19 protein-coding genes and 1 tRNA gene are annotated in these 24,920 nt (G+C 63.0%); 8 read left to right on the plus strand and 12 right to left on the minus strand.

Going from position 1 to position 24,920, the window contains the following annotated elements:
* Positions 1–3 precede the first annotated feature (3 nt).
* The 6 genes from CHR90_RS17545 (at position 4) to CHR90_RS17570 (ending at position 9,769) form a co-directional block, all read left to right on the plus strand.
* Complete coding sequence (locus CHR90_RS17545; protein ID WP_094410419.1) at positions 4–3,681, plus strand: glycosyltransferase; 3,678 nt, start codon at positions 4–6, stop codon at positions 3,679–3,681.
* 94 nt (positions 3,682–3,775) lie between these two features.
* Positions 3,776–4,603 carry an ABC transporter permease gene (locus CHR90_RS17550; protein ID WP_094410420.1) on the plus strand — a complete coding sequence of 276 codons (828 nt, stop codon included), beginning with the start codon at positions 3,776–3,778 and terminating at the stop codon, positions 4,601–4,603.
* 3 nt (positions 4,604–4,606) lie between these two features.
* Positions 4,607–5,743 carry an ABC transporter ATP-binding protein gene (locus tag CHR90_RS17555; protein WP_094410421.1) on the plus strand — a complete coding sequence of 379 codons (1,137 nt, stop codon included), beginning with the start codon at positions 4,607–4,609 and terminating at the stop codon, positions 5,741–5,743.
* A gap of 95 nt (positions 5,744–5,838) precedes the next feature.
* Positions 5,839–7,581 (plus strand): peroxidase family protein, encoded by a 1,743-nt coding sequence (locus CHR90_RS17560; RefSeq protein ID WP_170941455.1) that lies wholly within the window; start codon positions 5,839–5,841, stop codon positions 7,579–7,581.
* A gap of 35 nt (positions 7,582–7,616) precedes the next feature.
* Positions 7,617–9,089 (plus strand): ATP-binding protein, encoded by a 1,473-nt coding sequence (locus CHR90_RS17565; RefSeq protein WP_094410423.1) that lies wholly within the window; start codon positions 7,617–7,619, stop codon positions 9,087–9,089.
* Positions 9,086–9,769, plus strand: coding sequence for a response regulator (locus CHR90_RS17570; RefSeq protein WP_094410424.1), 684 nt, complete (start codon positions 9,086–9,088; stop codon positions 9,767–9,769). Before CHR90_RS17565 ends, CHR90_RS17570 begins: the two co-directional genes overlap by 4 nt.
* Positions 9,770–9,792: 23 nt before the next feature.
* Here CHR90_RS17570 and CHR90_RS17575 read toward each other — a convergent pair whose 3' ends face one another.
* The gene (locus tag CHR90_RS17575) at positions 9,793–11,850 is read right to left on the minus strand and encodes a fibronectin type III domain-containing protein (RefSeq protein WP_094410425.1); all 2,058 of its coding nucleotides are present in this window, start codon (positions 11,848–11,850) and stop codon (positions 9,793–9,795) included.
* 185 nt (positions 11,851–12,035) lie between these two features.
* Between CHR90_RS17575 and CHR90_RS17580 the strand changes: the two genes are divergently transcribed.
* Complete coding sequence (locus tag CHR90_RS17580) at positions 12,036–12,842, plus strand: polyphosphate kinase 2 family protein (protein WP_094410426.1); 807 nt, start codon at positions 12,036–12,038, stop codon at positions 12,840–12,842.
* Positions 12,843–12,846: 4 nt separating this feature from the next.
* Here CHR90_RS17580 and CHR90_RS17585 read toward each other — a convergent pair whose 3' ends face one another.
* From CHR90_RS17585 to CHR90_RS17600, 4 genes are all read right to left on the minus strand, one after another.
* Positions 12,847–13,101 (minus strand): toxin-antitoxin system HicB family antitoxin, encoded by a 255-nt coding sequence (locus CHR90_RS17585; protein WP_094410427.1) that lies wholly within the window; start codon positions 13,099–13,101, stop codon positions 12,847–12,849.
* Positions 13,098–13,514 carry a putative toxin-antitoxin system toxin component, PIN family gene (locus CHR90_RS17590; protein ID WP_094410428.1) on the minus strand — a complete coding sequence of 139 codons (417 nt, stop codon included), beginning with the start codon at positions 13,512–13,514 and terminating at the stop codon, positions 13,098–13,100. The genes CHR90_RS17585 and CHR90_RS17590 overlap by 4 nt, the downstream gene beginning before the upstream one ends.
* 65 nt (positions 13,515–13,579) lie before the next feature.
* Positions 13,580–14,605, minus strand: a complete 1,026-nt coding sequence (locus tag CHR90_RS17595; RefSeq protein WP_094410429.1) for a DmpA family aminopeptidase — start codon at positions 14,603–14,605, stop codon at positions 13,580–13,582.
* A 53-nt stretch (positions 14,606–14,658) separates the two neighbouring features.
* Positions 14,659–14,733, minus strand: a tRNA-Val gene (locus tag CHR90_RS17600).
* A gap of 228 nt (positions 14,734–14,961) precedes the next feature.
* Here CHR90_RS17600 and CHR90_RS17605 point away from each other — a divergent pair.
* Positions 14,962–16,596 (plus strand): helix-turn-helix domain-containing protein, encoded by a 1,635-nt coding sequence (locus CHR90_RS17605; protein ID WP_094410430.1) that lies wholly within the window; start codon positions 14,962–14,964, stop codon positions 16,594–16,596.
* Positions 16,597–16,680: 84 nt separating this feature from the next.
* Here the strand turns inward: CHR90_RS17605 and CHR90_RS17610 are convergent, their stop codons facing one another.
* The 7 genes from CHR90_RS17610 to CHR90_RS17640 all read right to left on the minus strand — a co-directional run bounded on the left by CHR90_RS17610 (position 16,681) and on the right by CHR90_RS17640 (position 24,898).
* Positions 16,681–17,568, minus strand: coding sequence for an amino acid kinase family protein (locus CHR90_RS17610; protein ID WP_094410431.1), 888 nt, complete (start codon positions 17,566–17,568; stop codon positions 16,681–16,683).
* Between the two features lie 24 nt (positions 17,569–17,592).
* Complete coding sequence (locus CHR90_RS17615; protein WP_141210986.1) at positions 17,593–18,606, minus strand: hypothetical protein; 1,014 nt, start codon at positions 18,604–18,606, stop codon at positions 17,593–17,595.
* Between the two features lie 9 nt (positions 18,607–18,615).
* Positions 18,616–18,843: a hypothetical protein gene (locus CHR90_RS17620; protein WP_094410433.1), complete on the minus strand. Its 228-nt coding sequence runs from the start codon at positions 18,841–18,843 to the stop codon at positions 18,616–18,618.
* Positions 18,840–19,316 carry a hypothetical protein gene (locus tag CHR90_RS17625; protein ID WP_094410434.1) on the minus strand — a complete coding sequence of 159 codons (477 nt, stop codon included), beginning with the start codon at positions 19,314–19,316 and terminating at the stop codon, positions 18,840–18,842. The genes CHR90_RS17620 and CHR90_RS17625 overlap by 4 nt, the downstream gene beginning before the upstream one ends.
* Positions 19,317–19,326: 10 nt before the next feature.
* A complete protein-coding gene (locus tag CHR90_RS17630; RefSeq protein ID WP_094410435.1) occupies positions 19,327–23,037 on the minus strand; it encodes a hypothetical protein in 3,711 nt (1,236 codons plus the stop codon).
* Positions 23,038–23,171: 134 nt separating this feature from the next.
* Positions 23,172–23,753: a hypothetical protein gene (locus tag CHR90_RS17635; RefSeq protein WP_141210987.1), complete on the minus strand. Its 582-nt coding sequence runs from the start codon at positions 23,751–23,753 to the stop codon at positions 23,172–23,174.
* Between the two features lie 47 nt (positions 23,754–23,800).
* Positions 23,801–24,898: a hypothetical protein gene (locus CHR90_RS17640; protein ID WP_188775374.1), complete on the minus strand. Its 1,098-nt coding sequence runs from the start codon at positions 24,896–24,898 to the stop codon at positions 23,801–23,803.
* Between the last annotated feature and the right edge of the window lie 22 nt (positions 24,899–24,920).

A 24,920-nucleotide genomic window follows, 5' to 3' on the forward strand; every position in this document is an offset into this window, starting at 1 on the left:
CCGATGAGCTTGCTGACGCTGATCGAACGGTTCGGTACCGATACGGGCGGCCGCGCCGCCGTGCATAGCGGCAATATGGGCGATATTATCCACGCCCTACCCGCCGTGCGCGAGTTGGGCATTTGTCGCTTGGTCCTGAATATCGTCAACGATCCCCCCTTAGGCGGGCGGGCACTCAGTGTCGGCGGGGCGCGGTTTCTCGTGCCGCTGCTGCTGGCGCAGCCGGGGATTAGCTGCGTCGATCTTGTCCACGTGCCGGTCGGCCTTGCGGTCGGTTTCGGGGCGGAGGCGGAAAAACCCGCCGTGACGGGCCTACCGCTCGAGCATGTCGATCCGGCGCTCCTCGGCGTCGACTATAATTTCGACCGGTTCCGGCTCCAGCCGCTCGACCGCAAGCATCTGGTTGCCTGCCATTCTGATGCCGTGGGCGCGTCGGCGCGCGGGGAAGCGCCGTGGTTTGAGCTACCGGCCCGCTACACCGGCCCGAAATCCGGCCTTATCCTCTCTCTCACCCCGCGCTACCGCAGCCACGATAGCGCTTTCTTCGCGAAGCTGCTCGAGGGGTTGGGGCCGATCACGAAGGTTGGCCTGCCCAGCGAAGCCTGGGTCTATGGCGATATCCCCGGCGATATGCTGACCGCACCGGACGCGTTGGTTCTGGCAGAAGCCCTCGACCGGGCCGCCCTGTTTATCGGCGTTCCCTCGTTGCCCTTCGCGATTGCCGAGGGGCTGAAACTACCCCGGATTGTCGATCAGCCGAGCCACATGTTGAACGCTTGGCCGCAAGGCGCAAACGGTCTAGCTATGCCCGATGATCTTGCCCAGGCGCGCGCTTTGGTGAAGGACATGATGGCCCGGCCCGATGCCGCCTCCCCCCACGCTTGGCACGCCCCGCGCCCATCGGCGCCGCTTGATCGGACCGTTATGGTTGGCGCCTATCCGGCGGTGCGCGGCGCTGATTTCCGGGAGGAGGACAGCCAATGGCTGACCTTACCACGCACTCCTGGCGCGGTGATTGCCGATCTGCCCCTCCCCTCCATCGAAAGCTTGGGCGGTCCGCTGGCGCCGCCAATGGCAAAGTTACGGCTCAACGTTAAAGCGGCTGATCGGGCTATCATCATCACCGGCGTGCGCCTGATCGGTGCGTCGGGTGGTGTCGCTTGGTCACTCGACCTAACCGACCCAAGCGTACCAGAAGCCTTGGCCGATAGCGCCCCCGGGGGGTTATTGCTGCCGCCGATGGTCAATGACACAGGCGTCCTGCTGCTGAAAGCCGATCCGCACGCCTGGTTTACCCTGCCGATCCCCGCCGCCGTGCTCGGTCAGCAGGCTGCGGGGGGGCGGCTGATCGTCGAAGCCAGCCTGAGCGATACCGATAGTGCCGTTGCAACCGTTGCCCGGCACTTTACGGGGCTGCGCGAACAGGTTCGCGGCCAGACCATCCGCCTTGATCATCTCGACCGGGAAGCCGCCTATAATCGCAGCTTGCTCGAGGCGATGCGCGCCTCCACCTCCTGGCGCGTGACGGCGCCGATCCGGGCCTTAAAGGAACGGCGGATTGTCCCCGCCCTCAAGCGCCGCCTGCGCTCGATCATCCTGCGGCTGCCCTTTGGCGATAAGGTGCTGGTCTTGCGCGCGAAACTCGCCCGCCGCCGCCCGGCAACCGAACCGGCGCAGGATTTAGCGCAGGTCAAACAGGCCTTCCGGGCCGAAAAGCAGGCCGAGTTCGAAGCGTTTCTAGCCTCGGGGCAGCGGCTAGTGCTGCCGCGGGCGGAAAAGCCGCTGGTCTCGATCATCATTGTTTTGTGGAATCAGGCCGAACTTTCTTACGCCTGCCTCAAGGCATTGGTGGCCGAAACCGCTATTCCCGTTGAAATCATCATCGCCGACAATGCCTCCAGCGATAAAACCGGCGACCTTCTCGACCGGATCGACGGGGCGGTGATCCAACGGAATACGGAAAACCTGAATTTCCTCCTGGGCGTCAATCGGGCTGCTCCGCTTGCGACCGGCGACCATATTCTGCTGCTGAACAATGACGCGGTGATGCGCCCTGGCGCTTTGCGGGCGGCGTTAGAAACCCTAACGTCGGCCCCCGATATTGGCGCGGTCGGCGGGCGGATCGTGCTGCTGAACGGGCGCTTGCAGGAAGCGGGAAGCCTGATCTGGCGCGACGGGTCGTGCCTAGGCTATGGCCGTAACCTGCCGCCGGAGGCCGGGGAGGTAATGTTCCAGCGTGATGTGGATTATTGCTCTGGCGCGTTCCTGCTGTTCCGCCGCGATCTTTTTGCCGAGATGGGCGGGTTCGACGAACGCTTTGCCCCGGCGTATTATGAAGAAACCGATTTCTGCCTGCGGCTGTGGCAGCGCGGGTTGCGCGTCGTCTACGACCCGCGCGCGGTCATCGACCATTTCGAGTTCGGCAGCTCGGAAAAGTCGGGCCAAGCCCTGGCGCTTCAGCAAAAGAACCGGCTGTTATTCCTCGAGAAGCATCAGGAGTTCCTGACGCGGCAGTTCGATCCGGCCGAAACCAATATTCTGCCCGCCCGCACTCGACCGACCGAGCCGCGTACCGAACGGGTGCTGGTGCTCGACGACCGCGTGCCGCTGCCGCCGCTGGGGGCGGGCTTCCCGCGCGCCTGCCATCTGTTGCACGCCATCTGTGACAGCGGGCGCTTGGCAACCTTCTATCCCATCGACCGGCCCGATGAAACGTGGGAGGCGATCCAGCAGTGGCTGCCCGCCACCGCCGAAGTGATCCTTGGCGGCGGGCGGGGCGGTCTAGCGGACTTCCTGAAAAGCCGAAAAGGCTTCTTCGATACGGTCATCGTCAGCCGCCCGCACAACATGATGCTGCTGCGCGCGTTGTTAAAGGATGAGCCCGATCTGCTGGGCAAAGCCCGCTTGGTCTATGATGCCGAGGCGGTCTTTGCGATCCGCGAGAAGCACCGTGCGCGGGTGTTAGGCCTGCCCGACGCCTTAAAGCGCGCCGACCGGGAGATCGAGGCCGAATTGGCGCTGGCGGGTATTGCCCAACGGGTCGTCACCGTATCGCCCGGCGAAGCGCGGCATTATACCCAGCGCGGTTATCGCGACGTCCATGTGCTCGGTCATGGGTTGACCCCGGCGCCAACGCCGCGCCCCTTCGCCGACCGCCACCATTTGCTGTTCGTCGGCCTGTTGCAGCATGATGAATCGCCGAATGTCGATTCGCTGCTGTGGTTCGGGCGGGAGATTATGCCGCTGCTGCGTCCGCTGCTGCCCGATGCGGTAGAACTGCAAGCCGTGGGCCGCAATGGTGCCCCGTCGCTGGATAGTCTGGCGGGCAGCGGCGTGCGGCTGGTCGGCCCGGTGGAAGACCTAACCGCGACCTATGACCGCTGCCGCGTGTTCATTGCTCCGACCCGCTTTGCGGGCGGCATCCCGCATAAGATCCACGAGGCCGCCGCGCACGGCATCCCCGTCGTCGCCACCGCGCTGCTGGCCGAGCAATTGGGCTGGACGCCGGGCGAAGATCTGCTGACCGCCGACACGCCCGAAGATTTCGCCCGGCAGGTCGCGGCGCTCTATCAGGACGAAACCCTGTGGACCAAACTACGGACCAATGCGTTAGCGCGCCTGACGGCAGAATGCGATCCGGCGGAGTTCGACCGGCGGGTGCGGGCCATTCTGACGTTTTAACCGGGATGCGCACGGCTTGCGCCGCCGGGGCGGTTTTGCTAAGCCTCGGCCCCGCACGCTTGCCCATTGCCCCCGAGCGGGACTAAACGCCTGAATGTCGCAGACGAACGCCTTTTTCGAATATTCCGCCGACGACCCGAAACTCGGCGTCGCCGTTGCCGATCTGCGCGAGGCCGCAAGCCGCACGCCGCTCTGGTCGCGCCTTAGTTGGATTGATATTCGCAACCGCTATAAGCGCTCGGTGATCGGCCCGTTCTGGGTCACGATCAGCATGGCGGTGATGATCGCGGCCCTCGGCACGATCTATTCCCAGCTCTTTGGTATGGCGATCCAGGAGTATGTACCGTTCATCGCCTGCGGGTTTCTGATTTGGAACTTCATCGCGGGCGTTTTGAATGCTGCCGGGCGCACGTTTATCGAGATGGAGGGGATCATGAAACAGATCCCCCTGCCCGTCAGTTTTTACGCCCTGCGCAGCGTTTCGACCGAAGCCATTCTGTTTGGGCATAATTTCCTGGTTTATCTGGCCGTTGCCGCGCTGTTTCAAATTCCGCTGGGCTGGGAGACGCTGCTGGCGTTGCCGGCCTTTGCGCTGATTGTGTTGAATGCAGTGTGGGTGGTGATCGTGCTCGGTATCCTCTGCCTGCGCTTCCGCGACGTGATCCCCATCGTTGCCAATCTGACCCAGATCGCCTTTCTGGTAACCCCGGTCATTTGGGCGGCCGAGTTAGTGAAGAACCGACGCATGATCGTCGACGCCAACCCCTTCTTTCATCTCGTCGAAATCCTGCGCGCGCCGCTGCTGGGCAAACCCATTGATCCCGTAAATTGGATGGTGGTGGGCAGCATGGCCATCGTCGGATGGATCATCGCTTTTCTGTGCATCGGCTATACGAAACGCCGCATGCCCTATTGGCTGTAGCTCATGGCGCGCGTTCTTCTCGAAAACGTCTCGGTCGATATTCCGGTTTTCACGTCGGAAACCCGGTCGCTGCGCAAAAGCCTGCTGCGCTTCGGCGGCGGCAGCGGGCGCTTGAAGCAGGAAAGCGGCCATGTAGTGGCGCGGGCGTTGAACCATATCGACCTTGAACTGCGCGACGGCGACCGCTTGGGCCTCGTCGGCGTCAATGGCGCGGGTAAAACGACGCTGCTGCGCGTGCTGGCGGGCACCTATCCGCCAACGGCCGGGCGCATTCGCTCGGAAGGCCGGGTCGCCTCGCTGCTCGATGTCTCGCTGGGTCTCGATTACGAACTCTCGGGCTTGCAGAATATCTATCTGAAGGCGCTGTTCCACGGCGTCAGCCGTCAGGAGATCGACGGGCGGCTGGAAGAGATCATCGATTTTGCCGATCTTGGCGAATTCATCAATCTGCCGGTGCGGACCTATTCGTCGGGCATGGTGCTACGGCTCGCCTTTTCAATCATCACCAGCATGGTGCCCGATATTATTCTGATGGATGAATGGGTCGGCGTCGGCGATTCGCATTTCATCGAAAAGGCCACCGAGCGGCTGGAGAACTTCGTCGGACGCTCCAGCATTCTCGTATTGGCCTCCCACTCCGAAGACCTAATCCGCAAAGTCTGCAACCGCGCGCTGCTGATGAGCCAAGGCAATATTCTGACCGATGGCAGTGTTGCCAACGTCTATCATCAGTATCATACGCTTGGCCCGCAGCCGTTTTTCAACGATGCCGAATATCTGGCGCTAAATGCCGATGTGAAAGCCGCCGTCGAAGCGGGGGCCTTCTCCGCTATTGGGCATTTCCTGCTGCACGGTATTTATGAAGATCGGGAAGTCGGGCGCGGACTGCACTTAAGCGTTTTTGCCGAAGATCCCATTTTTCAAGAAGCCGTCGCCCGGCAAGATAGCACTGAAGCCGCCCGGCGCATGATCGCGGTAGCCCCCTTCTTGGCCTCGGTCAAACTGCCGGAAAACTGGCGCCTGCCGCGCAATACACCGATCCCGCTGGATTTTACGCCCCCCCCTGGCGTGCGCCTGCGGATCCCCCCTGGAGTTGAGGTGCCGGAAGGGCTTGAGCTGCCAGAAGTTTACGAGCGGTAAAAACCTCTCCACGGTTTCTCCAAACTCTCTGCAAACTGGCTCCATTTACGAAGATTACCGTCTGTCCATCCGCAGTTCCCGCGATGGAGACGACAATGGACCGCCGCCGCTTTCTGAAATCCGCCCTGTTCACCGGCACCGCCTTGGCGGCCAGCCAAGCCCTGCCGCGCTTTGCCCAAGCCAGCGTGATGGGCACCGCCGCCCCCACCGGCTTTCAGCGCCTGTTCCCGCAGCTTGCCGCCGCCGATTTCAGCACCGAAGACCTGCTGCGTCTCGCGGCGGGCGACGGCAAAGGCCTGAGCGGCATGACTGCCGAACCGGAAGTGATGGAAGCCGCCGATGGCAGCCCGCGCCGTAATAAGGACGGGCATCTGTTGATCACGGCGACGCCGGAGCACGAGCAGGATACCGAGGAAAACTTCGGCGTCCCGGCGGGCTATACCTACCTTGGGCAGTTCATCGATCACGATATTACCTTCAACCCCAATGATGGTTTCGGCCCGAACGCCAATAGCGCGACCGACCCCAACCTGCGCACGGCGTGGTTCGACCTCGATAGTCTTTACGGGCGCGGCCCGGGCGATCAGCCCTATCTTTATAACGCCGATGGCCGCACCCTGATCGCCGGGCGCAAGCTTACGGAGGCGGGCGCCCCATCGAAATGCACCGATCATCCGCGCCTGAATGGCCGCGCCATGATCGGCGACAAGCGCAACGATGAAAATGTCATCGTTAGCCAGTTGCACGCCGCCTTCGCCGCCTTCCACAATCAGGTCGCCCACGACCGGCCCCATATGGCGTTCAACGACCTCGCTCGCGAAGTCGCCTGGCATTACCAGTGGATCGTGCTGACGGATTTCCTACCGCGCATCGTTGGGCCGGAGATGATGGCCGCCGTGCTGCCCGATTTCGGCACCCTTAGCCTGCCCGGCAGCGGCCGCGCCACGCAAACCTTCAGCAAAAACCTTCGCCCTGGCGAAATGCCGCTAGAATTTGCGGGCGCCGCCTATCGCTTCGGCCATTCGATGATCCGCCCGGTCTATCGCCTCAACACCCGCATGCAGGGCACGGCGCAGGAGAAGAAGGAAAATCCAGCCCTAGCCGGACGGCGACTGATTTTCGCCGCCAGCCAATATGCCGGGTTGAACGGCTTCCGCGAATATCCGCAGGAATGGGCCATCGACTGGTCGCTGTTCTTCGAAACCAACCGCAAGCTCGATTACACGCACATCAAGGACGGTCCCAAGCGCGTGCAGGCGGCCTATAAGTTCGATACGGCCTTGGTCAATCCGCTGGCCTTTCTGCCAGAGTTTTCCCAAGGCCGCCCGGACGGTAACTTCGCCCGCGATAAGGACGGCAATCCCCAGACCCAAAGCGGTAAAATCGCCAATCTCGCCCTGCGCAATCTGCTGCGCGGCGCCCAACAGGGGCTTCCCAGCGGTCAGGATGTTGCCCGGGCGATGGGGCTTGACCCGATTGCCGATAAAGACCTGCGCGTTGGGAAGGCAACTTGCGAGGACATGGGCGAGAATCACGCGATCACCGCCTATGGCGATGGCTTTAAGGGCCGCGCGCCGCTGTGGTTCTACGTGCTGGCCGAAGCCCAGGCGCTATGGTGCAGCAAGGTCGAAGGCATGACCGCCGATGACAGCCGCCGCGATGCCACCCCTTCCTACCTCGGCCCGGTCGGCGGGCGTCTCGTCGCCGAAACGATGGTCGCCCTTATGCTGGCCGATGAAACCAGCCTGCTGCGCGCCGGCCAAAGCTGGCGCCCCGCCTATACGGATAAGGGGGTCTTCACGATGCGGGAATTGCTCAAAGCCGCCGACCGTGCTTAATCGGTAAGAGGGGTCAACTAGCAGAGGAAGAGACATTGCGACTGTCTATTGCGCATAAAATCTTCCTCTCCTGGCTTGGGATCAGTGCCCTGCTGATCATCTTGGTGACGGTGGCGATGCAGACCAGCACCGGGCGGGGCTTTGCCGGATACCTCAGCAAAGCCTCGCTGGACCGGATGGAATGGCTCCCCGCCCGGCTGGAAGCGCTCTACGCCAAAACCGGCGACTGGTCGGCGATCCGCGAGGATGACGACCGCTGGGAGGCGATCATCCGCGAGGGGAACGAGCGCCGCGTCATCCCCCCGCCGCCGCCCCGCCCCGCCCGCCCGCCGCGCGAAGGCTTCCCCCGTGACGGTTCCCCGGGGGGGCCGCCCCCACCACCCCCGCCACCGCCCGAAGAGCGGCAGACGCCCCACCTCGCCTTGCTCGACGCCCAAGGCCTACTGATTGCCGGAACCCCGGACGGGATGGAGCGCGCCGCCCGCCGGGGCCTGCATTTCCAGGGCAAACCGATTGGCGAGCTCTTGCTGAAGTCGGTGGATTTCCCATCGGATGTGGAGCGCGCCTTCCTGGCCGACCGGACACGGGACGCCGCCTGGGTTGCCGCCCTCGGCATGCTGTTCGCCATGCTGCCCGCCTATCTGCTGGCCCGCCACCTCGCCCGCCCCATCGAAGCCGTGGCGCAGGTATCCCGCCGCCTTGCCGCCGGAGTCTATGATGAGCGCCTGCCGACCAACCGCCGCGACGAGATCGGCGATATGATGCGCGCGGTCAACGCCTTGGCCGAAGCGCTGGATCAGGCCGAAGCCAGCCGCCGCCGGTGGATGGCCGATACCTCCCACGAGTTGCGCACGCCGCTGGCGGTGCTGCGCGCCCAGATCGAGGCGATCCAGGACGGGGTCCACGAGGCCAACCCGCGCACGCTGGCCAATCTACACGCCGAAGTGCTGCGGCTGGAAAAACTGATTACCGACCTGCACGACCTCGCCCGCGCCGACAGCACCGGTATGGCGCTGCACTGCGCCCCCCTCGATCCGCTGGAAGTGGTGCGCGAAGCCTTGGTCGGTTTCAGGCCGAAGCTGACGGCGCAGGGGCTGACGCTCGATGACCGCTGCCCGCCTGCCGCCACCGTTCGCGTTTCCGCCGATGCCGACCGGCTGCATCAGCTCGTCACCAATCTGTTGGAAAATAGCTGCCGCTATACCGATAAAGGCGGGCTGCTGCGGCTGCGGCAAGAACTTTCCGCCGACCGCTGGACCTTGATCATCGAAGATACCCCGCCGGGCGTGCCGCCCGACGATATCGCCCGGCTGTTCGACCGGTTTTATCGGGCGGAAGGATCGCGCAGCCGGGCGCGCGGCGGGTCGGGCCTAGGGCTGGCGATCTGCCGGTCGATTGCCGAAGCCCACGGCGGCACGTTGGACGCGGCACCGTCCGACCTCGGCGGGCTGGCGATGATCCTCACGCTGCCCTCCCTCGAACCCCCGCCTTTGGATGCCGACGCATGAGCCACCGCCACATCCTGATCGTCGATGACGAACCCGGTATCGCCGAGATCATCGGCGCCTATCTGGAGCGGGAAGGGTACGAAGCCTCTTGGCTTAGCTCCGGCGCCGCCGTCATGCCCTGGCTCGCCACCGTTCAGCCCGATCTGATCTTGCTGGATGTAATGCTGCCCGAAGTCGATGGGCTTAGCCTATGCCGCAGTATCCGGGCCACCAGTGCGGTGCCGATCATTATGGTCACCGCCCGCGTCGATGAGATCGACCGGCTGCTGGGTCTCGAAATTGGCGCCGATGATTACATCTGCAAACCGTTTTCCCCGCGCGAAGTGGTGGCGCGCATCAAGGCCGTGCTGCGCCGCAATGCCCCGGCAGGCACATCAGAACCGGCGGAAACTGGGCTGATCGTCCATGCTGACCGCATGATCGCCCTCTATAACGGCACGCGCATCGACCTGACGCCGACCGAATTTAAGCTGCTGGCCGTCATGGCCGCCCACCCTGGCAAGGTCTATTCGCGCGGGCAGCTGCTGGATCACCTGAGCGAAGGCTATAAGGATGTCTTCGACCGTAGCATCGATAGCCACGTCAAGAACCTGCGGCGCAAACTGGCCGCCGTCGCGCCGGGGATCGAGTTCGTCCAATCGGTCTATGGGGTCGGCTATCGGTTCGAGCGGGCGGAGTAACCCCCGCCCGCCCGGCGCTGGCGTTACGACGGAAGCACCACCGGCCCCGGCAGCTTCCCGGCGATGGGCGCGAAGGGGGTGCCGAGCACGAGCTGGGGTGGTTTCTGCCCACTCCACGCCACAGTCAGCGGGTTGCTATTGGTGCCGAGGAACGGGGTTCCCACCACCGTATAGGCCCCGTCCGTACTTCCGGCCGTCGCTTGCAGGTTCACCACATAGACATCGGCGTAGATCACCGTGTTGCTGCTGTCCGTTATGCTGATCGGGACGAGGTTAAAGCCGGTTTCGCCATTGATCGTGACTGGCGCGCTCGTTGGCCCGGGGGTATAGGCTTGGCCACCGATGGTCATGGAATAGCCGCTTGGCATTTGACCGCTGGTATTCGCCGACCAATTGACCGTGATGTTGAACGGCAAGCTGCCGGTCGGCGCCGCCCAAGTGCCCCCAGCATTCGCACTGATCGTGGCCGGATAAGACGTAACCACCCCACCCGTCGGGCCGGTTCCAAGCGCCGTAATGGCGAAAGTATACTGAAGCCCGGGGGTAAGCGCCGCGAACGTATAGCTCGTCGTTGTCGACGGCAGCGTCACCACGGTCTGATAGGGCGTCGTTGTCGGCGTGTCGCCGGGTTGGGGAGTGAAATAGCTGGCGACGATCTGGTACTGCGTGACGGCAAAACCTGTGGGGGCTGTGAGGGCCGACCACGTGAGGGTGAGTTGGCCATCACTCGGGCTTGTCGCCGTCACGCCGGAAACTTGATCGAGCCGAACATCGGGCAGGATCGTGATGCGCAGCGTCGTCGCCGTACTGGGCTGCGGCAGATAGGGGCTAGGGCGCCCGCCACGGTCGCTAAAGGGAAAGCCATAAGCGTCGGAATAATTATAGAGAACCGCCGCATAGGGATTGTAGTAACCATCATTCGTCGCGCGGACCTCGGCAAACGGGTAAGGCGTCGGCGGCGGATTGGTGTACCAAATCGCGCCATCGTTCCCCAGCGTGCCGCCGGGATAGCCAAAGTTGAGGCCCGCAAGAATATCCCCGGCAATCGTCGCGTAAACGCTGTTCGCCACATACTCCTGCCAGTCCGCAGGCAGGCTCGTAGGCTGCTGCGACGAACTCGACAGCGCCACCGTAAAGCTGGTCGCGGGTGCGGCATAGATGTTGATGTCCAAGGATGCGGCGGGCAGGGCCAGCGTCACGGTTAGATTGCTTGGTAATTGCTGGGCCGAGGTCGTGCCGCTGGTGTCGGTATAAAGACCATAGGGCATCCCACTGGTGGTGCCGGTCAGGGTCAGAATATAGCCGCCTGCACCGTCGCTGCTGAAGCTGCCGGTATAGCTATAGGTCACGGCATTGTCGGTCGGGGCGGGGGCGCCGACCCCGGCGGTGCCGCTGACGGTAAAGCTTTGCTGCCCCTTCACCAAGGTCGCGATATAGCCCGAAAAACTCGGGTAGGGCGCGGGCGATCCGCCGGTAGCACTCGACGCGATTGTCCCCGGCCCCAAGACCCGCTGAAACGTACTGAGATCGACCGACGTACCGCTGACCGTCGGCATAAAGGCATTGCCCATACTGCCGGACAGGCCCAACAAACTGCCCAGCAGCGTTGCGGTCGAGGTATAGAAGGTCGCACTGTCAAGCACGTCCCCAGCGGCGTCGAGATACTCGAACTGCATCGGGATACCGAAAAAATCGAGCGAGGTCAGATCGGCGCCGGAGCCGGGATAACCGAACTCCATCTTGTCCCAGCGGCAGGTTTCGGACGTTGCCGTCGGCGCCGTATTATTCGCATAGGTGATCGCCGACCCGAAGGAAACCAGCAGACGCCCCGATACGATGGTTTGCAGATCAAAACTGTAAATAAGCCGCTTCTGCCCGGTGAGCGGCGACACCAAACTTGCATTGGTGCTCAACCCCGTCAGAACCGAGGCGGTGACAGAGGTGTTGGCGCCCTGGGGCAGATTAACCACAGCGGGTTCGCTCCCAGTGATCGAAACCGACTCGCCCGTCAATAGCACATAGACGTCGGCATCGGTTTGGCCGCTGTCGTTCACGATTTCGACTGTCAATTCGCTCGCCATTCCCGGCCCCCTGTCAGAAAATTTTAAACCAATGGTTTTTCACTATCGTGATCATGCACGAAAGAGGCGCGCTTTCATATGAAGATATGGTGACCGGGAGCGGCCAAACAGCGGCGCGATTCCCGTCGCGCTAGGGCGAAAAACCGCCTACGCTTTCCTAAAATCAATCGAACCCGAAGGCGCCGATGCCCCGTCTCCGCTTAAAGAACATCGATCTGTCAGAACGGCTTGATAGCGCCACCTATCAGAAGAAGCTGACCCAGCTTCAGGATAAGCTGATGCTGATCCAGCAGGCCTATCTTGGCACGCGGGAACGGGCGATCATCGTTTTCGAAGGCTGGGACGCGGCGGGTAAGGGCGGCACCATCCGCTGCCTCTCCAGCGTGCTCGATCCGCGCGGCTTCAAGGTCTGGCCGATTGCCGCGCCCACCCCGTCCGAACAGGCGCATCATTACCTGCACCGCTTCTGGACCCGCCTGCCCGCCCACGGGGAAATGGCGGTGTTCGACCGTTCCTGGTACGGGCGCGTGCTGGTGGAGCGGATCGAAGGCTTCGCCAAACCCAGCGAATGGCGCCGCGCCTATGATGAGATCAACCAGTTCGAAGCCCTGCACCGGGCCGATGGCGCGCGCATCATCAAAATCTTCTTGCATGTTTCCGCCGATGTGCAGCGCGAGCGCTTCATCCGCCGGATCCAAGACCCGCTGAAGCGCTGGAAGCTAACCTACGAGGATATCCGCAACTGGCGCCAGCGCGATGCCTATGAGGAGGCCATCGAGGATATGCTCGACCGCACCTCGACCAAAGACGCCCCCTGGCATGTGGTGCCCGCCAACGATAAGCAGTTCGCCCGCGTCCATAGCCTAAAAATCATCGCCGACGTGCTGGGCAAGGGGATCGACACCACCCCGAAACCGGTTCCTCCCGACCTGCGGGAGGCGGCGCGAGAGCATTTGGGGATTGCGTTGGGCGCCAAAGGAGACAAACCGTAGCGGCTTAGTCGTGCGGCGGCAGCCGATCCCCCTCTTCCGGCTGGGCCGAGCCTGCCCCCTCTAAGAAAGCCAAAAACGCCCCCCGCTCCCCCTGCTGCGCGCGCTTTTTGAAGAACTGCTCGGTTTCTAGGGCAGCCAACTTCTCGGCGACGGCAATATTGATGAAGTGATTAAGGCTGGTGCCGTCCGCCTGCGCCAGCCGCTCTGCCGCTGCTTTCAGCGACGGTTGGAGCCTGAGAGAGTAATTCGCTTTCGTCATCCAATCCTCCTCAGGATCGCTTCCGGCCAGAGCACCGCGATCCCAAACCGCTCGGCAGCCGTAAAATGGCGGGCATTAAATGTAACAATCGCCGCTGCTTGGCCATTGATCGCCGTTTCCAGCACCATCTCGTCGGTAATATCCCCTAATTGGGGGCGCCACAGATAGTGTAGCTGAACTGGCTCAACAACGCCCGCGAGATAGTCAAGAAATCCCAAAACCGCCGCCTCGGAAACATTCAGCGCCGCAAGCTGCGAGGGGCGCGTCAGAACAGCCTCATACTCTAAAAACAGGGGGACGCTGACTAAGGCCGTGAAGGCACCTGCATCGAGTAATCGCAACAGGGCATTCGACGCCCCTAACCGGCTGCGGCGGGCCGCGATCAGAACATTCGTATCCAGAACCAAGCGCATGATGTTCCCCAGAATATCATAGGGACAGACATCGGACAAAGCCCCTTGGCGCAGGCAGCGACTGACTACAGCACCTCCCGCAGGGCCGGGCGGTGGTGTCCGGCAAAGCCCGTGACCGCGTCGGCGGTGATGAGCGCATCAAGCACGGCTTCCTGAACGCTGTCGGCGGTTGCTTCGAACAGCCGGTCGATCTTGCCGTCGTTGAGGCGCTGGAACGGCACCAAGGCGCGCGCCTCGTCATGGTTCACGCAGTTCGCCGTCGTGAAGGCCAGGGCAATATCGCCGCTGCCGTGGCCCCAGAACGCCCCAAGGCGCGCCAACCCCACCCCGGCCCGGGTCGCCACCCGGCGCAATTGCAGCGGATCGAGTGGCACATCGGTCGCCAGGATCAAGATCACGGAACCTTTTTCCACCGTCTCTGCCGGTTTCGGCGGGGCAATGCGGCGACCGTCGGGCAAGGTGAGATCCCCCGCCCGCCCGAAGTTGCACAGGGCCAGCGCCCCCAGCGTATAGCCCCTCCCATCCAGCCGAATGCGGCGGGAGGCCGTGCCGATACCGCCCTTAAAACCAAAGCAGCTCATGCCCCGCCCAGCCCCTATGGCGCCGAGCGCAAATTCTTCGGAGCACGCGAAAAGCGCCGCATGGCAATCGGCCTCGGTCACGGCAAGCGCCTGAATATCGTTGAGATAGCCGTCATTGCACTCGAAAACGAGCGGATTGACCGTCGCGGTTTCCCGCCCAATATCCGGGGTCTGACGGATAGCATCGCGCACCAAGGCCGTTGCCGCCGTTCCGACCGAAAGAGTATTGGTCAGCAGGATCGGGGTTTCGAGAGTGCCGAGTTCCGCCACCTGCACCAGCCCGATACTCTTACCGAAGCCATTCAGTACCTGCGCCGCCGCCAATGGTTTATCGCGGTAAAGATTGCCGCTGTGGGGCCGGATCGCCGTCACGCCCGTCTGTATGGCCCCCTCGGCCCGGGTGCAATGGCCGACCGTGACGCCCGGCACATCGGTGATCGCATTAAGCGGCCCCGGTTTTCCCGCCCCGCAGGCAAGACCGGCGGCGCGGGCGCGCGGCGGCTGGTTCATTCCACCCCCAAAAAGCAAAAAAGCCTTCCGAGGCAGGCTCGAAGGCTTTTGAATGGTGGGCGCGACAGGGATTGAACCTGTGACCCCATCCGTGTGAAGGATGTGCTCTCCCGCTGAGCTACGCGCCCCCTATTCGGGACGGCCACAAGGGCCGTTCGGGAGGCGCAGAATAGCGATTTCAGCCCCCCGTGCAAGCCAAAAATTCATGGCGCTCCCGGCGGTCCTACCGGGTGATAATCCGCCGCGAACCCGATTGAAGCGTATTTAAATATGATATAGCGTGTTTTCAGAGCATCCCACCGGACAAAAACAGCTTTTACGGGCAAACCTGGCCTTGGAGTCGGAGAGGAAGCGGAATGTCCCCCCCTCATCCCAGCGACCTTTCGGCCCTCTATGACCGTGCCAACGCCTATTACCCCACTCTCCCGAGCGCCCTGACCGGGCTGCTGCGCCAGTTTGTACGGGAACGGCGGCTGCTGGAATGCGCGGTCAGCCTAAGCGGTATCGGGACGCTGACAATGACCCGGTCGGGCGATCAAGTTACCTGCGATTGGCTGAATGGCACCCTCCTCCCCCCCAACCCGGAGTCGGCCGGGCTCGATAGCGCCCTCCTGGTCGATGCCGCCGTGCGGGCCGCGCAATGGGTGTCGGAGCCCGCCCATACCAGTCCTCGTCCCCGCCACCCCACCCGTAGCCGCACGCTACCGCTGCCCTATAATGGCGACCGTCTCGGCGATCTTCATGTGCATTGGACGGTGGGTGACGGGGACGAAGCCTTGATTCTCGCGCAAGCACCAGAGATAGCCCAGCAGTTGGCCTTTCTCGCCAAGCGCGACGAGGCCCAAAGCTGGGCTGCTCGCACCCTCGGCCGACCTTATGGGTTGATCGGCTTGGGTAGGGCCGCCCGCGCGCTGGATCGTTTTCTCGAAAAAGCCGCGCCGAGCCGCCTGCCCGTGCTGCTGACCGGCGAGTTTGGCACGGAAACCACCGCCGTCGCCGCGATGATCCACGGGCTGGGGCCGCAGCGTAGCGGTCCCTTCGTGCAAATCCTGGCCGCTGATCCGACCGGCGACCCCGCCGCTTGGCTAGACCGCGCCGCCGGGGGAACGTTGTTTATCCGCGAGGTGGAAGCCCTATCGCCGGGGTTTCAAAGCCAACTGCTGCACCATATGCCGTCGCGGCTGGGACAGGGGTCGGGGTACGACCGCCCGCCCGTTCGGCTGATCGCGGCGACCTCGGTCAACCTCAAAGACGTGGCGCGCGATGGGCGCTTTTCGCGCTCGTTGCTGTCAGAGTTGGATTTTCTCGCGACAACGCTGCCGCCGTTACGGGAGCGCCCCGAAGATCTACCCGCCCTGATCGGTGCCGCCCTTGCCCAGCATGGCTATGGCGCCGACACCCGCATCACGCCCGATCTGCTGGCCCTGTGCCGCGCCTATGCTTGGCCGGAAAATGGTTTCGAATTGGAACGGGTCATGGCCCGGCTGGCCGTAATGGGCGATGGCGGGCCGATCCAGCGCCGCGATGTCCAGCATCACGCCCCCTGGTTGCTGCCCGCCGACCCGGCGCCAGCGGACGCCGCCGCCCCGCCGACCGACCTTGATCATTGGGTGCGCTGCGCCATCGACAAAGACGGCGCGGCCTTAAACGGGCATCATGCCGGGCTGAAACGCGCCCTCTTCTATCTCGCCGATCATTTCGCCCGGCCCATTACGTTGGATGAACTCGCAGGGCAGGCCCACGTTAGCCCGTCGCACCTCAGCTATCTTTTCCGCACGGAGTTGCAGACCTCGTTCAAAACCCTGCTGGGCCGGTTGCGGCTACGCAAAGCCAGCGAACTATTGCTGGCCGATCAGCGCCAACCAATCACCGATATCGCCATGAGCGTCGGTTTCGCCGACCTTAGCCATTTCGAGAAAAGTTTTCGCCGCCACTGGGGCCAAAGCCCGCGGGAGTTCCGGCGCGATGCGGGGGCAGCGGACCGGCATTAGCATCGTCTGCCTGCCTTGACGCGGGTAGGATCAGCCGCGACGACGCATTTTAGGGTGATGGGGCCTAAGCGAGCGGAAACCGCCCTAGAACCCCCCATCATCCTGCACGGGCGTCGGCAAATTAAGGAACTCCTGCCAGATCATCGTCAGTTGAACGGCATCCTTACTGTCGGGCGGCGGCCCGAAAATCGTGTTTGGATTCACTTTCGGCATGTCGGGGAAAATTTGCGCCTCCTCCCCGCCATAGAAAGCATCAACCAAGGCCTGCCCCTGCTTGCTCGCCCCCAAAATCGCTAGCGAGAGGCGGCGCACGTCTTGAACGAATTCCGTCACGGCTTGGGCATAGAGTGGGCCGTATTTTTGCGCTGAGAATAGCTCTTCGACTAAATACGGATCCCTTCCCAAACGCTCCTCGCAGGCATAGATAACGTGCAGTAAACGGTCGCCCGAATAGACGATGACCCAGTTGGACCCGATGGTACAGCTTGCTTTTAGCTTGTGAACCAAACCGCGCATGATGTTGAGCATTTGATCGCGGCCCGACAGGTCGTCGAAATCGGGTAGAACATCGTCCTCGAGATCGAAAGGATCGTCGGCATCGATATACCCGTCGACGTCGCTGACGAGGTTAAACATATGTTTCATATCTGAAAAATTGGTGCGGGATGCAAAGACTGCCGTGTCCCAGCCCGGCTGCCACCACCCCATGACAGAAATATTCAGCGTGTCGAAAGCCTCGAAACTGCTCGGCACGTACTCGTCGGCAGGATAGTTGATCACCACCGTCTGGGTGTAGCCCGGCACATTCTTTTGCGCGTATTCGTTCACCCATGCTGTGAAAGTGGTCATCAGGCTCGGATCGCCCCAATCGCGTTCGCCCTCGATCATCGCGCGATAAATATCGGCGGAAATCTTGGTGGGGACAAAAAAATAGTCGCGCTGAAATTTGCCATCAAAGAGCGTAATCTGCATGATGTGTTTCCGCCCTCACCCTAGTTAGATCCAACCATCAACATTGGTTTGGTTCCACAGCAGGACAAATTTCCGCAGCATCCGCAGAACCAACTCGTCGTAATTGATGGCGCCGCCCCCTACCATTGCTACGCCCGCGGGCATGCCCACGAGACCGCCAACGGTGACCGTTGCATCAATCATTGGTGTGCAATGGAAGGTCTGGAACGCCGTTGAATATTGATAGAATTGCCAAAAACGGCCATCCGTTAGAATCCCCCGCACATAGCGCGGAACCATCGGGCCCGGGCCCGGGGGTGGCAGCATCTGGGCAAGAGTTGCCATAATCGCACAAAGTTGCCACCGCGCCGTGGGCCGTTGCTCGATCAGATTGAGCTTGGCTTCGAACGCTAGCCCTTGGGTCCAATCTGGCGCAGGCGGGTTGATTAGGCCACCGGCCCCATTCATCGGCGTCAGAGCCGCCAAAGCCGCCCGCCCAACCCCTGCCGCTCCGGCGGCCAACACAACGGCCGCAGGGGGCTGCGGCGGCGCGGCCCCGACCACCACCGGGGCAGTAATAAAATAGTCCAGGCTTCCATGGCCGATAAACTGCTGCCCGGGAACAGCCAAGCTCACCATATCGTTTGGCGGAACATTCGCCAAAATGCGTTCTTGATAGATACCGATCAGAAAATGGTCCAAACGATGGATAAAGGTCTGCAGGAAGCTGTTGATCGCTGTCCGGCGTTCCATTTCCCGATCATTCATCCACCAGCGGTTGGCCAGACTGAGCAGCTCTTTATTCAGCCCCGCTACCGCCAGAACCGGCCCGTTCGGCACCATGAAGTTTCCAAGCAAGCCCGGATTAGGCCGCGGCGTAATCGTCGCGATAGCCCCCCAGCCCATTCCATAGCCGATTACCCCGGCAGAACTAGTTCTAGTCGCCCCTGCAACCCCCGCCTGCAGGCTCATCCCATTCGCCCCCCCTGCCGGAGCGAAGGGTGCCGGCAGACGATTAACATTGCCCTGCACAGAAAAGGCGGAGAAAGGAATACTCATCGGTGCCCCCTAAAACGCCGCCGAGGCGTCGTCGCCAGACGGGCGAAAGAGCTGCGAGAAAGGCGAGGCCGGGGCCACGGGCGGCGGGGCTTGCGGTTCAGGCGGCGGAACGGACGGCGGCGGGGCTTGCAGAGGAGGGGGTGCCAGAAAAGCCTCTGCCGGGGCGGCGATGGCCTCTGGCCAGCGGGTCAAGCCTTCCCCGGCGGCAAGGCGCCCGCGGCGGCTTAGGGCCGTCACCGTCTCTGGGCCAATCGGAACCGCGAAATGCCGCTGAAAACCCGCCCGCCGCAAATCGGGGGGCAATCCGCCGAGTGGCAGAGCGCCAGGACGACTGGGATCGCCGCCCCTGCTGCGGGATCGAGACGACCGTGACTGAGCTGATGAAACTCCTGCTCCACCCCCAGCGTGAAATCCCGCCCCACCTGACTGAGCGGCTGCGCGTGCAGCACCAGCGCATAGGCTTGGGTGTCGGGATGGCTGCGATTGAGAAGCAGCGCCGCCCGGTCCCGGCCGGGGAATAAATGCAGGTTTCGGCTGATATCGGGGGCCGGGCCATTGGTTGGGGCCTGGCTATGGGCAAGGAAATCGCTGACGGCCCACTCCGCCCATCCGTGGGGAAGCGCTAGAATGCCAGGGGTGATCCGCGTTTTCGCCCAAGTTTCGAACAGGGGCCAGAAATCCTGCGGTGTGACGGGGCGGGTATCGGCCATGGGAACGTTCCTACAGCAAAGCGGCGGTTTGGGCGGGCAGGAAGAGGCCGATTGCGCCGCTCTGCTGCAACGTACCGAGCATGCGCGGCACTTGCTGCGGCGCCTGCGGATCGACCGCCGTCAATTGGGTTACCACCCCCGGGGCCAAGGGAGTATCGAGCAGCGAACCATCCAAAATCAGCCTGTTGCCCGTGGCCTGATAGAGGGCAAACGGCGTCGGGCAACGCGGCAAGCCTTGGGCGAGGGCCAAAAGCTGCGGCTGGTGCGCCCGCAGCAGCGACCAGAGCGTTTCATCCGGCCCGTCGAAGAGCGGCATCGCCGCAACGGTTGCGGGCGGTAGGCCGATCCCATAGGCCGGGTCGGAGAGAATGGATTGAACCCGGCGCGTTAAGGCTGCCAAAAGGTCGCCGTAAGCGGCTGCCGTCATCAGCCCCGCCTGGGCGGGCAGCAAATCCAGAATTGTCCGCTCGTGATAGCCCACAGCCTCCCACGGCAGCGGGCGCTGTTTATAGGCCGCCAGCGCGGTATAGAGCTGGGGCAGGTTTGCTGCCTCGAAGCGAATGTCTTGCCCCATCGGCACCAGCACCCGGATGATCGACAGGGGGTCGCGATCATTGGGATACTGGCGGATGTGCGCCTCAATCGCCCCCCATTGGGCCGTGCGCACGGATTGCAGGTTCGAGAGGCCGGTATTGATCGCCGCCAATACACCGAGGCGATCTTTCAGCCCGTCCGTAATTTGCGGCTGATTGTGGGCCGTTAACGCCGCCTGCATCGCGGTCCAGGCCTGCCGCGTCATCACGCGCAATTCGGTCGTATAGAGCGTTGAAAGGATAATGCCATCCGGCGCACAGAGCGGCGCCAGGGCTGGCAGCAGCGAGGCGGAAAGCGAGAAATCCAGCACAATGGCTTGGGCCCGGATCCCCGCCGCCAGCATCGGGGCCACCAGCGCGTCCCGCAGGTTCTGTGCGGTCCAAGTCGCAAACGTCCCCCAGCCCCCAGCGCCTTGGTTCAACACCAGCAGCCCCAAGGTTCGGTCCACCCCCGCCGCCGGCGGCGGCAGGGCGAGGTCATGGGCCAGGGTGCCCGGGGTCTGTGTCAGGGTCAGCCCGAAGGCTTGCGCGGGGAAGTAACTCGGCGGGAAATCGCCGGGCGGGCCGCCATTGCGCTGGATGCTGCTGAGTTTGAGGTAAGGCGCCTGCCCGTCGGTAAGGGCCAGCAAGACCGGATTGGCCGGTTCAGGATTATTCGCGCGGGTGTAGATTTCCATCATCGCCCGGGTGGTCGCGCGCAGCGACCGGCGGCGCCCATATTCTTCGATCCGCGCGGTATGGCGCTGGTAGGATTTGACCAGATCGCGCAAAGCCAGAACCGGCAACCCCCAGATATACGAGAGTTGCGGCCAGCCATCCGGCGGTTCGGCCACGGTGAGGTCGAAGACCAGCGGCGCATAGGTCAATTGCCCCAGCGGCACTGGCGTTGCCCAAAACACCCGCAACACCCCCGCCTGCGGCTCGGCGTTCAGGACCATCACCCCGGCGTGCTGCGCCACATAGGCTTGCACAACCGGTTGTACTAGCTCAATCAAAGTCTCCCGGCTGGCATTGGGCGCGCTCGCAAACAAGCGGGTCGAGAGGACCGCCGTTGGTTCTAAGTCTTCGGGATGGGGGTAGCGCGTATAATCGGCCTGAAGCTGCGCGGCAAAGGCCTGGACGACGGCGAACTCCACCTCCCATTCCTCGCGGAAGGAGAATATCCCCGCCACCGCCTGCACAAGGCCGCTCATCACCTGTTGTTGCTGCGTGAGGAAGGCGGCGCGGTCGGTCAAATGCGCTTCGATTTGATTGGAAACCCATTGGGCAAAGCCGATCATCGTCACAAGGCCATTATAGGCCGGTTGCCAGTCCGAATAGGCGGCGATGCTGTTCTGCAAGCCATTCGGCACCGCAACCAAAGCGTCGGCATTGGCAAGATTGGTCGTGAAAAAACTATCGAACGCCGCCGCAAAGCCAGGATCGGCGGGCAGCGCGTAAGCCGCCGAAAACTGTTGAAGCTGGATCAACAGCAGGCGCCGCAGCGCCGGGTCTTGCTGCGCTTCCGCCGCTGCGACCGAGAGCGGCAGAAGCTGCGGCGGAATAAGGGCGCGTTCATGGGCAACGACGGTATCGAGCTGCTGGGTCAGGTCCGGCGTCGTCGGCGACAGCAGCTTGTAAAGCCGCTCGAACCGCTTCGGCGCCTTATGGGCCGAGGGCGACTCGCCCGCAAACGCTTGGCGCAGCATGACGATATATTCGTTGATATAATAGAGATAGCCGGGGAACGGCATGCCGTCCGGCCCTTGAATGATACCGTTTCTTAACTGCACCCATTGCTCCCGCGCCTCGACCGTATCGTAGCGCGGCAAGCCAACGTCGATGAGTTCGGACTTGCAGGCGGCGCGATAGGGCGCCCCCATCGCCTCCGTCACGGGATCGGGGTCGGGGTCCGGCACCTGGTTCGCGGCACCGTGCTGGGGATCAGGGGGCGCATCGTCCACTGGATCGGTTGCAGGCGGCGGCGGTGGGCGCAAAAGATCGGCCTGAAAGGTCGGCGCGTTGTGGTAGAGCAGCGTATAAAATTCCAGGCGATACTGTTGCAGCGCCAAGAGCACGCAGTTCTGAATCCGCCGGAATAGTGGATACCAGACGGCAGGCGGCAGATCGGGATTGATCACGATCTGGGTATCCCAATCATTCACCCCCTGCTGCCAATCGCCTTCCAAATATTTGATGGCGCGACCACCTTTCAGAAAAAACAGCACATTGCCGCTGGGGTCTTCCAAGGTCAGGCGGTTGCGGAGATCGAGCAGCTTATCGCGCAGCCAGACCGACAGCCAGGGCTGGGCGGTGATAATCTTGGTCAAGGCGCCGCTGACCTCGATCTTCACTTCATTGTTATCAAGTTTTTGCTGGGTTTCGATTTGGAACGGCACCAGCAGCCGATACAGGTAAAAACTATCGATAAAATAGATCGCCTGAACGCTGGCATAACCGCTCACCGCGTCTTCCAGCGCGTCCAGCGCCGCCCGCAGTTGGGCGCAATAGCGTTGAAGCTGCTGCCAATTGGTCGCCGTCTCGATCTTAAGGTTCAACTGATCTAAATTTTGCCGCGCTTGACTGAGCGTCGGAATCCGCCAGCGGGACGAACCGGGGATGGCGAAAAACCGCTCAAGCAGCAGGGATGCGAGGCCCCAGCTTTCCAGCAAGGCCGCCTCGACCTCCCCGGCAGGGTCGGGCCGCGCCGTCGCCAGGGCGGCATCGATCCCCCGACGGGCCGATTTTTCCAACTGCCGTGCCCGGCGCAGCTGATCGTCGGCCAGCGGTACGGGAAGGCCCTCATACCCCTCCCCCGGGCCGACGCCAAGCAGGCGGGGCATGGCGGCATCGAAGCTGAAAAACTGGCTCAGCGCCGCCGATTCGGCCTGTAGCGCCGCATCGGGCGATCCGCTGTCGCGCCCGGCATCGCGCACGATCCCCTGATATTCGGTTTCCAGCGACTGCATTGGGTGAACGGCCACCGATTTCCACGACAGCGCCATATCGTGGGGGATCGCCGGAACCACGGTCTGATGGGTACTAGCCGAAACCTTTTGCGCCACCAGCGTTAGGCAATCTTCCCCAGGGTCGGTGAAGACGGCGGCATTGGGCACCCCGATGACTGCGTGATGACGTCGTTTGACCACCGCTCGCCTCCCCCGATCCCCGCCAAAAGGCGGCCCGTTCGCTGAGCCTGACGACCAGCGTTGCTACCGTCGATTTAAACTGTGCCTAAGGTGCCGACGCCCTGCTTCCAATCTTGGCGACAGGGTAGCTCGACTTACCCGCCTTTCGGCCCGGACAAGGGTTGGACCGTTGCCTGAACCGCGCGCTGTATCCCCTGGTCCGCGCTGGCCACCGCCGCCGCCAAGGCGGCCTGCGACGTCGCCTGCGCCTGCGCTACGATCTGGGCGATGCCCTGATCGGCGGCCTGGATTGCTTGGTCGAGCGATGGAACCGTCGCCGCCGCCACGGCCTGCGCCGTGGCTTGTGCGGCAGCTTGCATGGCCTGTTGCGCGCTGACCGTCATGCTCTCGACTGCGGCGGTGCCACTGGCGAGCGCGGCGGTCAGTTGCTTCTGGATCAGGGCTTCCGTCGCCTGGATCGCCGCCTCGGCGGAGGTGATCGAGCCAATGGCCGCCGTGTCGGCAGCCTCCAGCGCCCCAACCACCGGCGCCGCCGCCAGATCGGGCAAGGCCCCGCCCGTGGGATCGACTTCCGAATAGCTCGGCACCAAGATCGACTCGGGCGGCACATGGGTCGGCGGGGCGTCGCTTGTCTCGGCAGGGGGCGGGTCTACCGCCGGACTACCGTTCGCCGGACCGCTGGCAGGCTTGACAGCCGAAGAGGAAGGTTTCCGCATGATGATCCCCATTAATCCGCGTATGTCCCTGTCCCGGGGGCAGGTGGTTATGCCGCCGGCGGTTCAGGGGGCTGGCTGGGCGTCGCGATCCCCTCCAGGGTGGTTGCCGGGGTGACCTGGGGCCGCAGACCATAGAACCGCAGCGTGATGACACCCGTCGGCCCGAGCGCCAAGGTGACTTGCTGATCGCCCGACCGCACGGGATAGAGGCACGAGGCGCCATCCTGCCCCAGAAATCCGCGCTCCACCCGATTGCCAGCCAGCACCGATTGCGCCCCCGAAAGGTAGCGCTGGACCAAAACCCGCGCAGCGTCGCCCGTCTCGGCCTGAAAGATCGTGTTTTGCGCGATCAACTGCGCGCCCTCTGATAGACGGGCAAAGCCGATCATTTTCCCGGACTGGATCCATGTCGCAACGGCGCGCGAAACTTCGCCCGGTGGCACCAACCCGTCCACCTGCGGCGAATCGAGGGTTCCGAACAACAGGGGCAACAAGGTTGCGAGCGCCGCCCCGGCCTGCTGTGACCGCTGGTCCGCCGTTGTCCCACTCGGCAGCCGCCCGCAATAGCTCATATAAAAGCGGAAATAATCGACAAATTCCTGCGCCGTCCGCGCCTGTTGAACGGCAAACGTCGCCGCTTCCGTCGCTGGAATCGTCTGGCTACCAAGCGGCTGGACGGCCAATTGGTAAAGCGCCGCCTGATCTTCGAAGGTCATGAACTGAAACAGCGTCGATTGGGCAACCCCAGCTTGGGTTAGAAACGCCGTCCCCTGCGCCAGATCGGCGCCGGTTAGAAGCTGATGATCGGTCAGGACACGGCTCACCTGCGCGGTGATCGGCGGGGTCGTATCGCCTGTTTCGGCCCGTCCCAGGATGCGGAGGTCGGCCGCCCCTAGGGTCAGCAGCTTGACCGGGCCAACCATCAGCCCCAGCGTCGGCAAATACGCAAAGCGCGAGGTGTGCAACCCTTGCTGAACCTGGGCAAGCAAGGTGCTTTCGTCCGGGAAATTATACTGATGCATGGGCGAGGCTATCGCCCACGACAGCCATTCCTGACCGCCGTCGATGAACGCAAGCGCCAACCGTCCAAGGTCGGACATCGCCGCCGGGGTCTGCATCACTCGGCCCGCTAGCACTACACTCATGGCTCAATCCTCGCTGCCATCG

The sequence above is a fragment of the Elstera cyanobacteriorum genome (assembly GCF_002251735.1).
GTDB classification, from domain to species: domain Bacteria; phylum Pseudomonadota; class Alphaproteobacteria; order Elsterales; family Elsteraceae; genus Elstera; species Elstera cyanobacteriorum.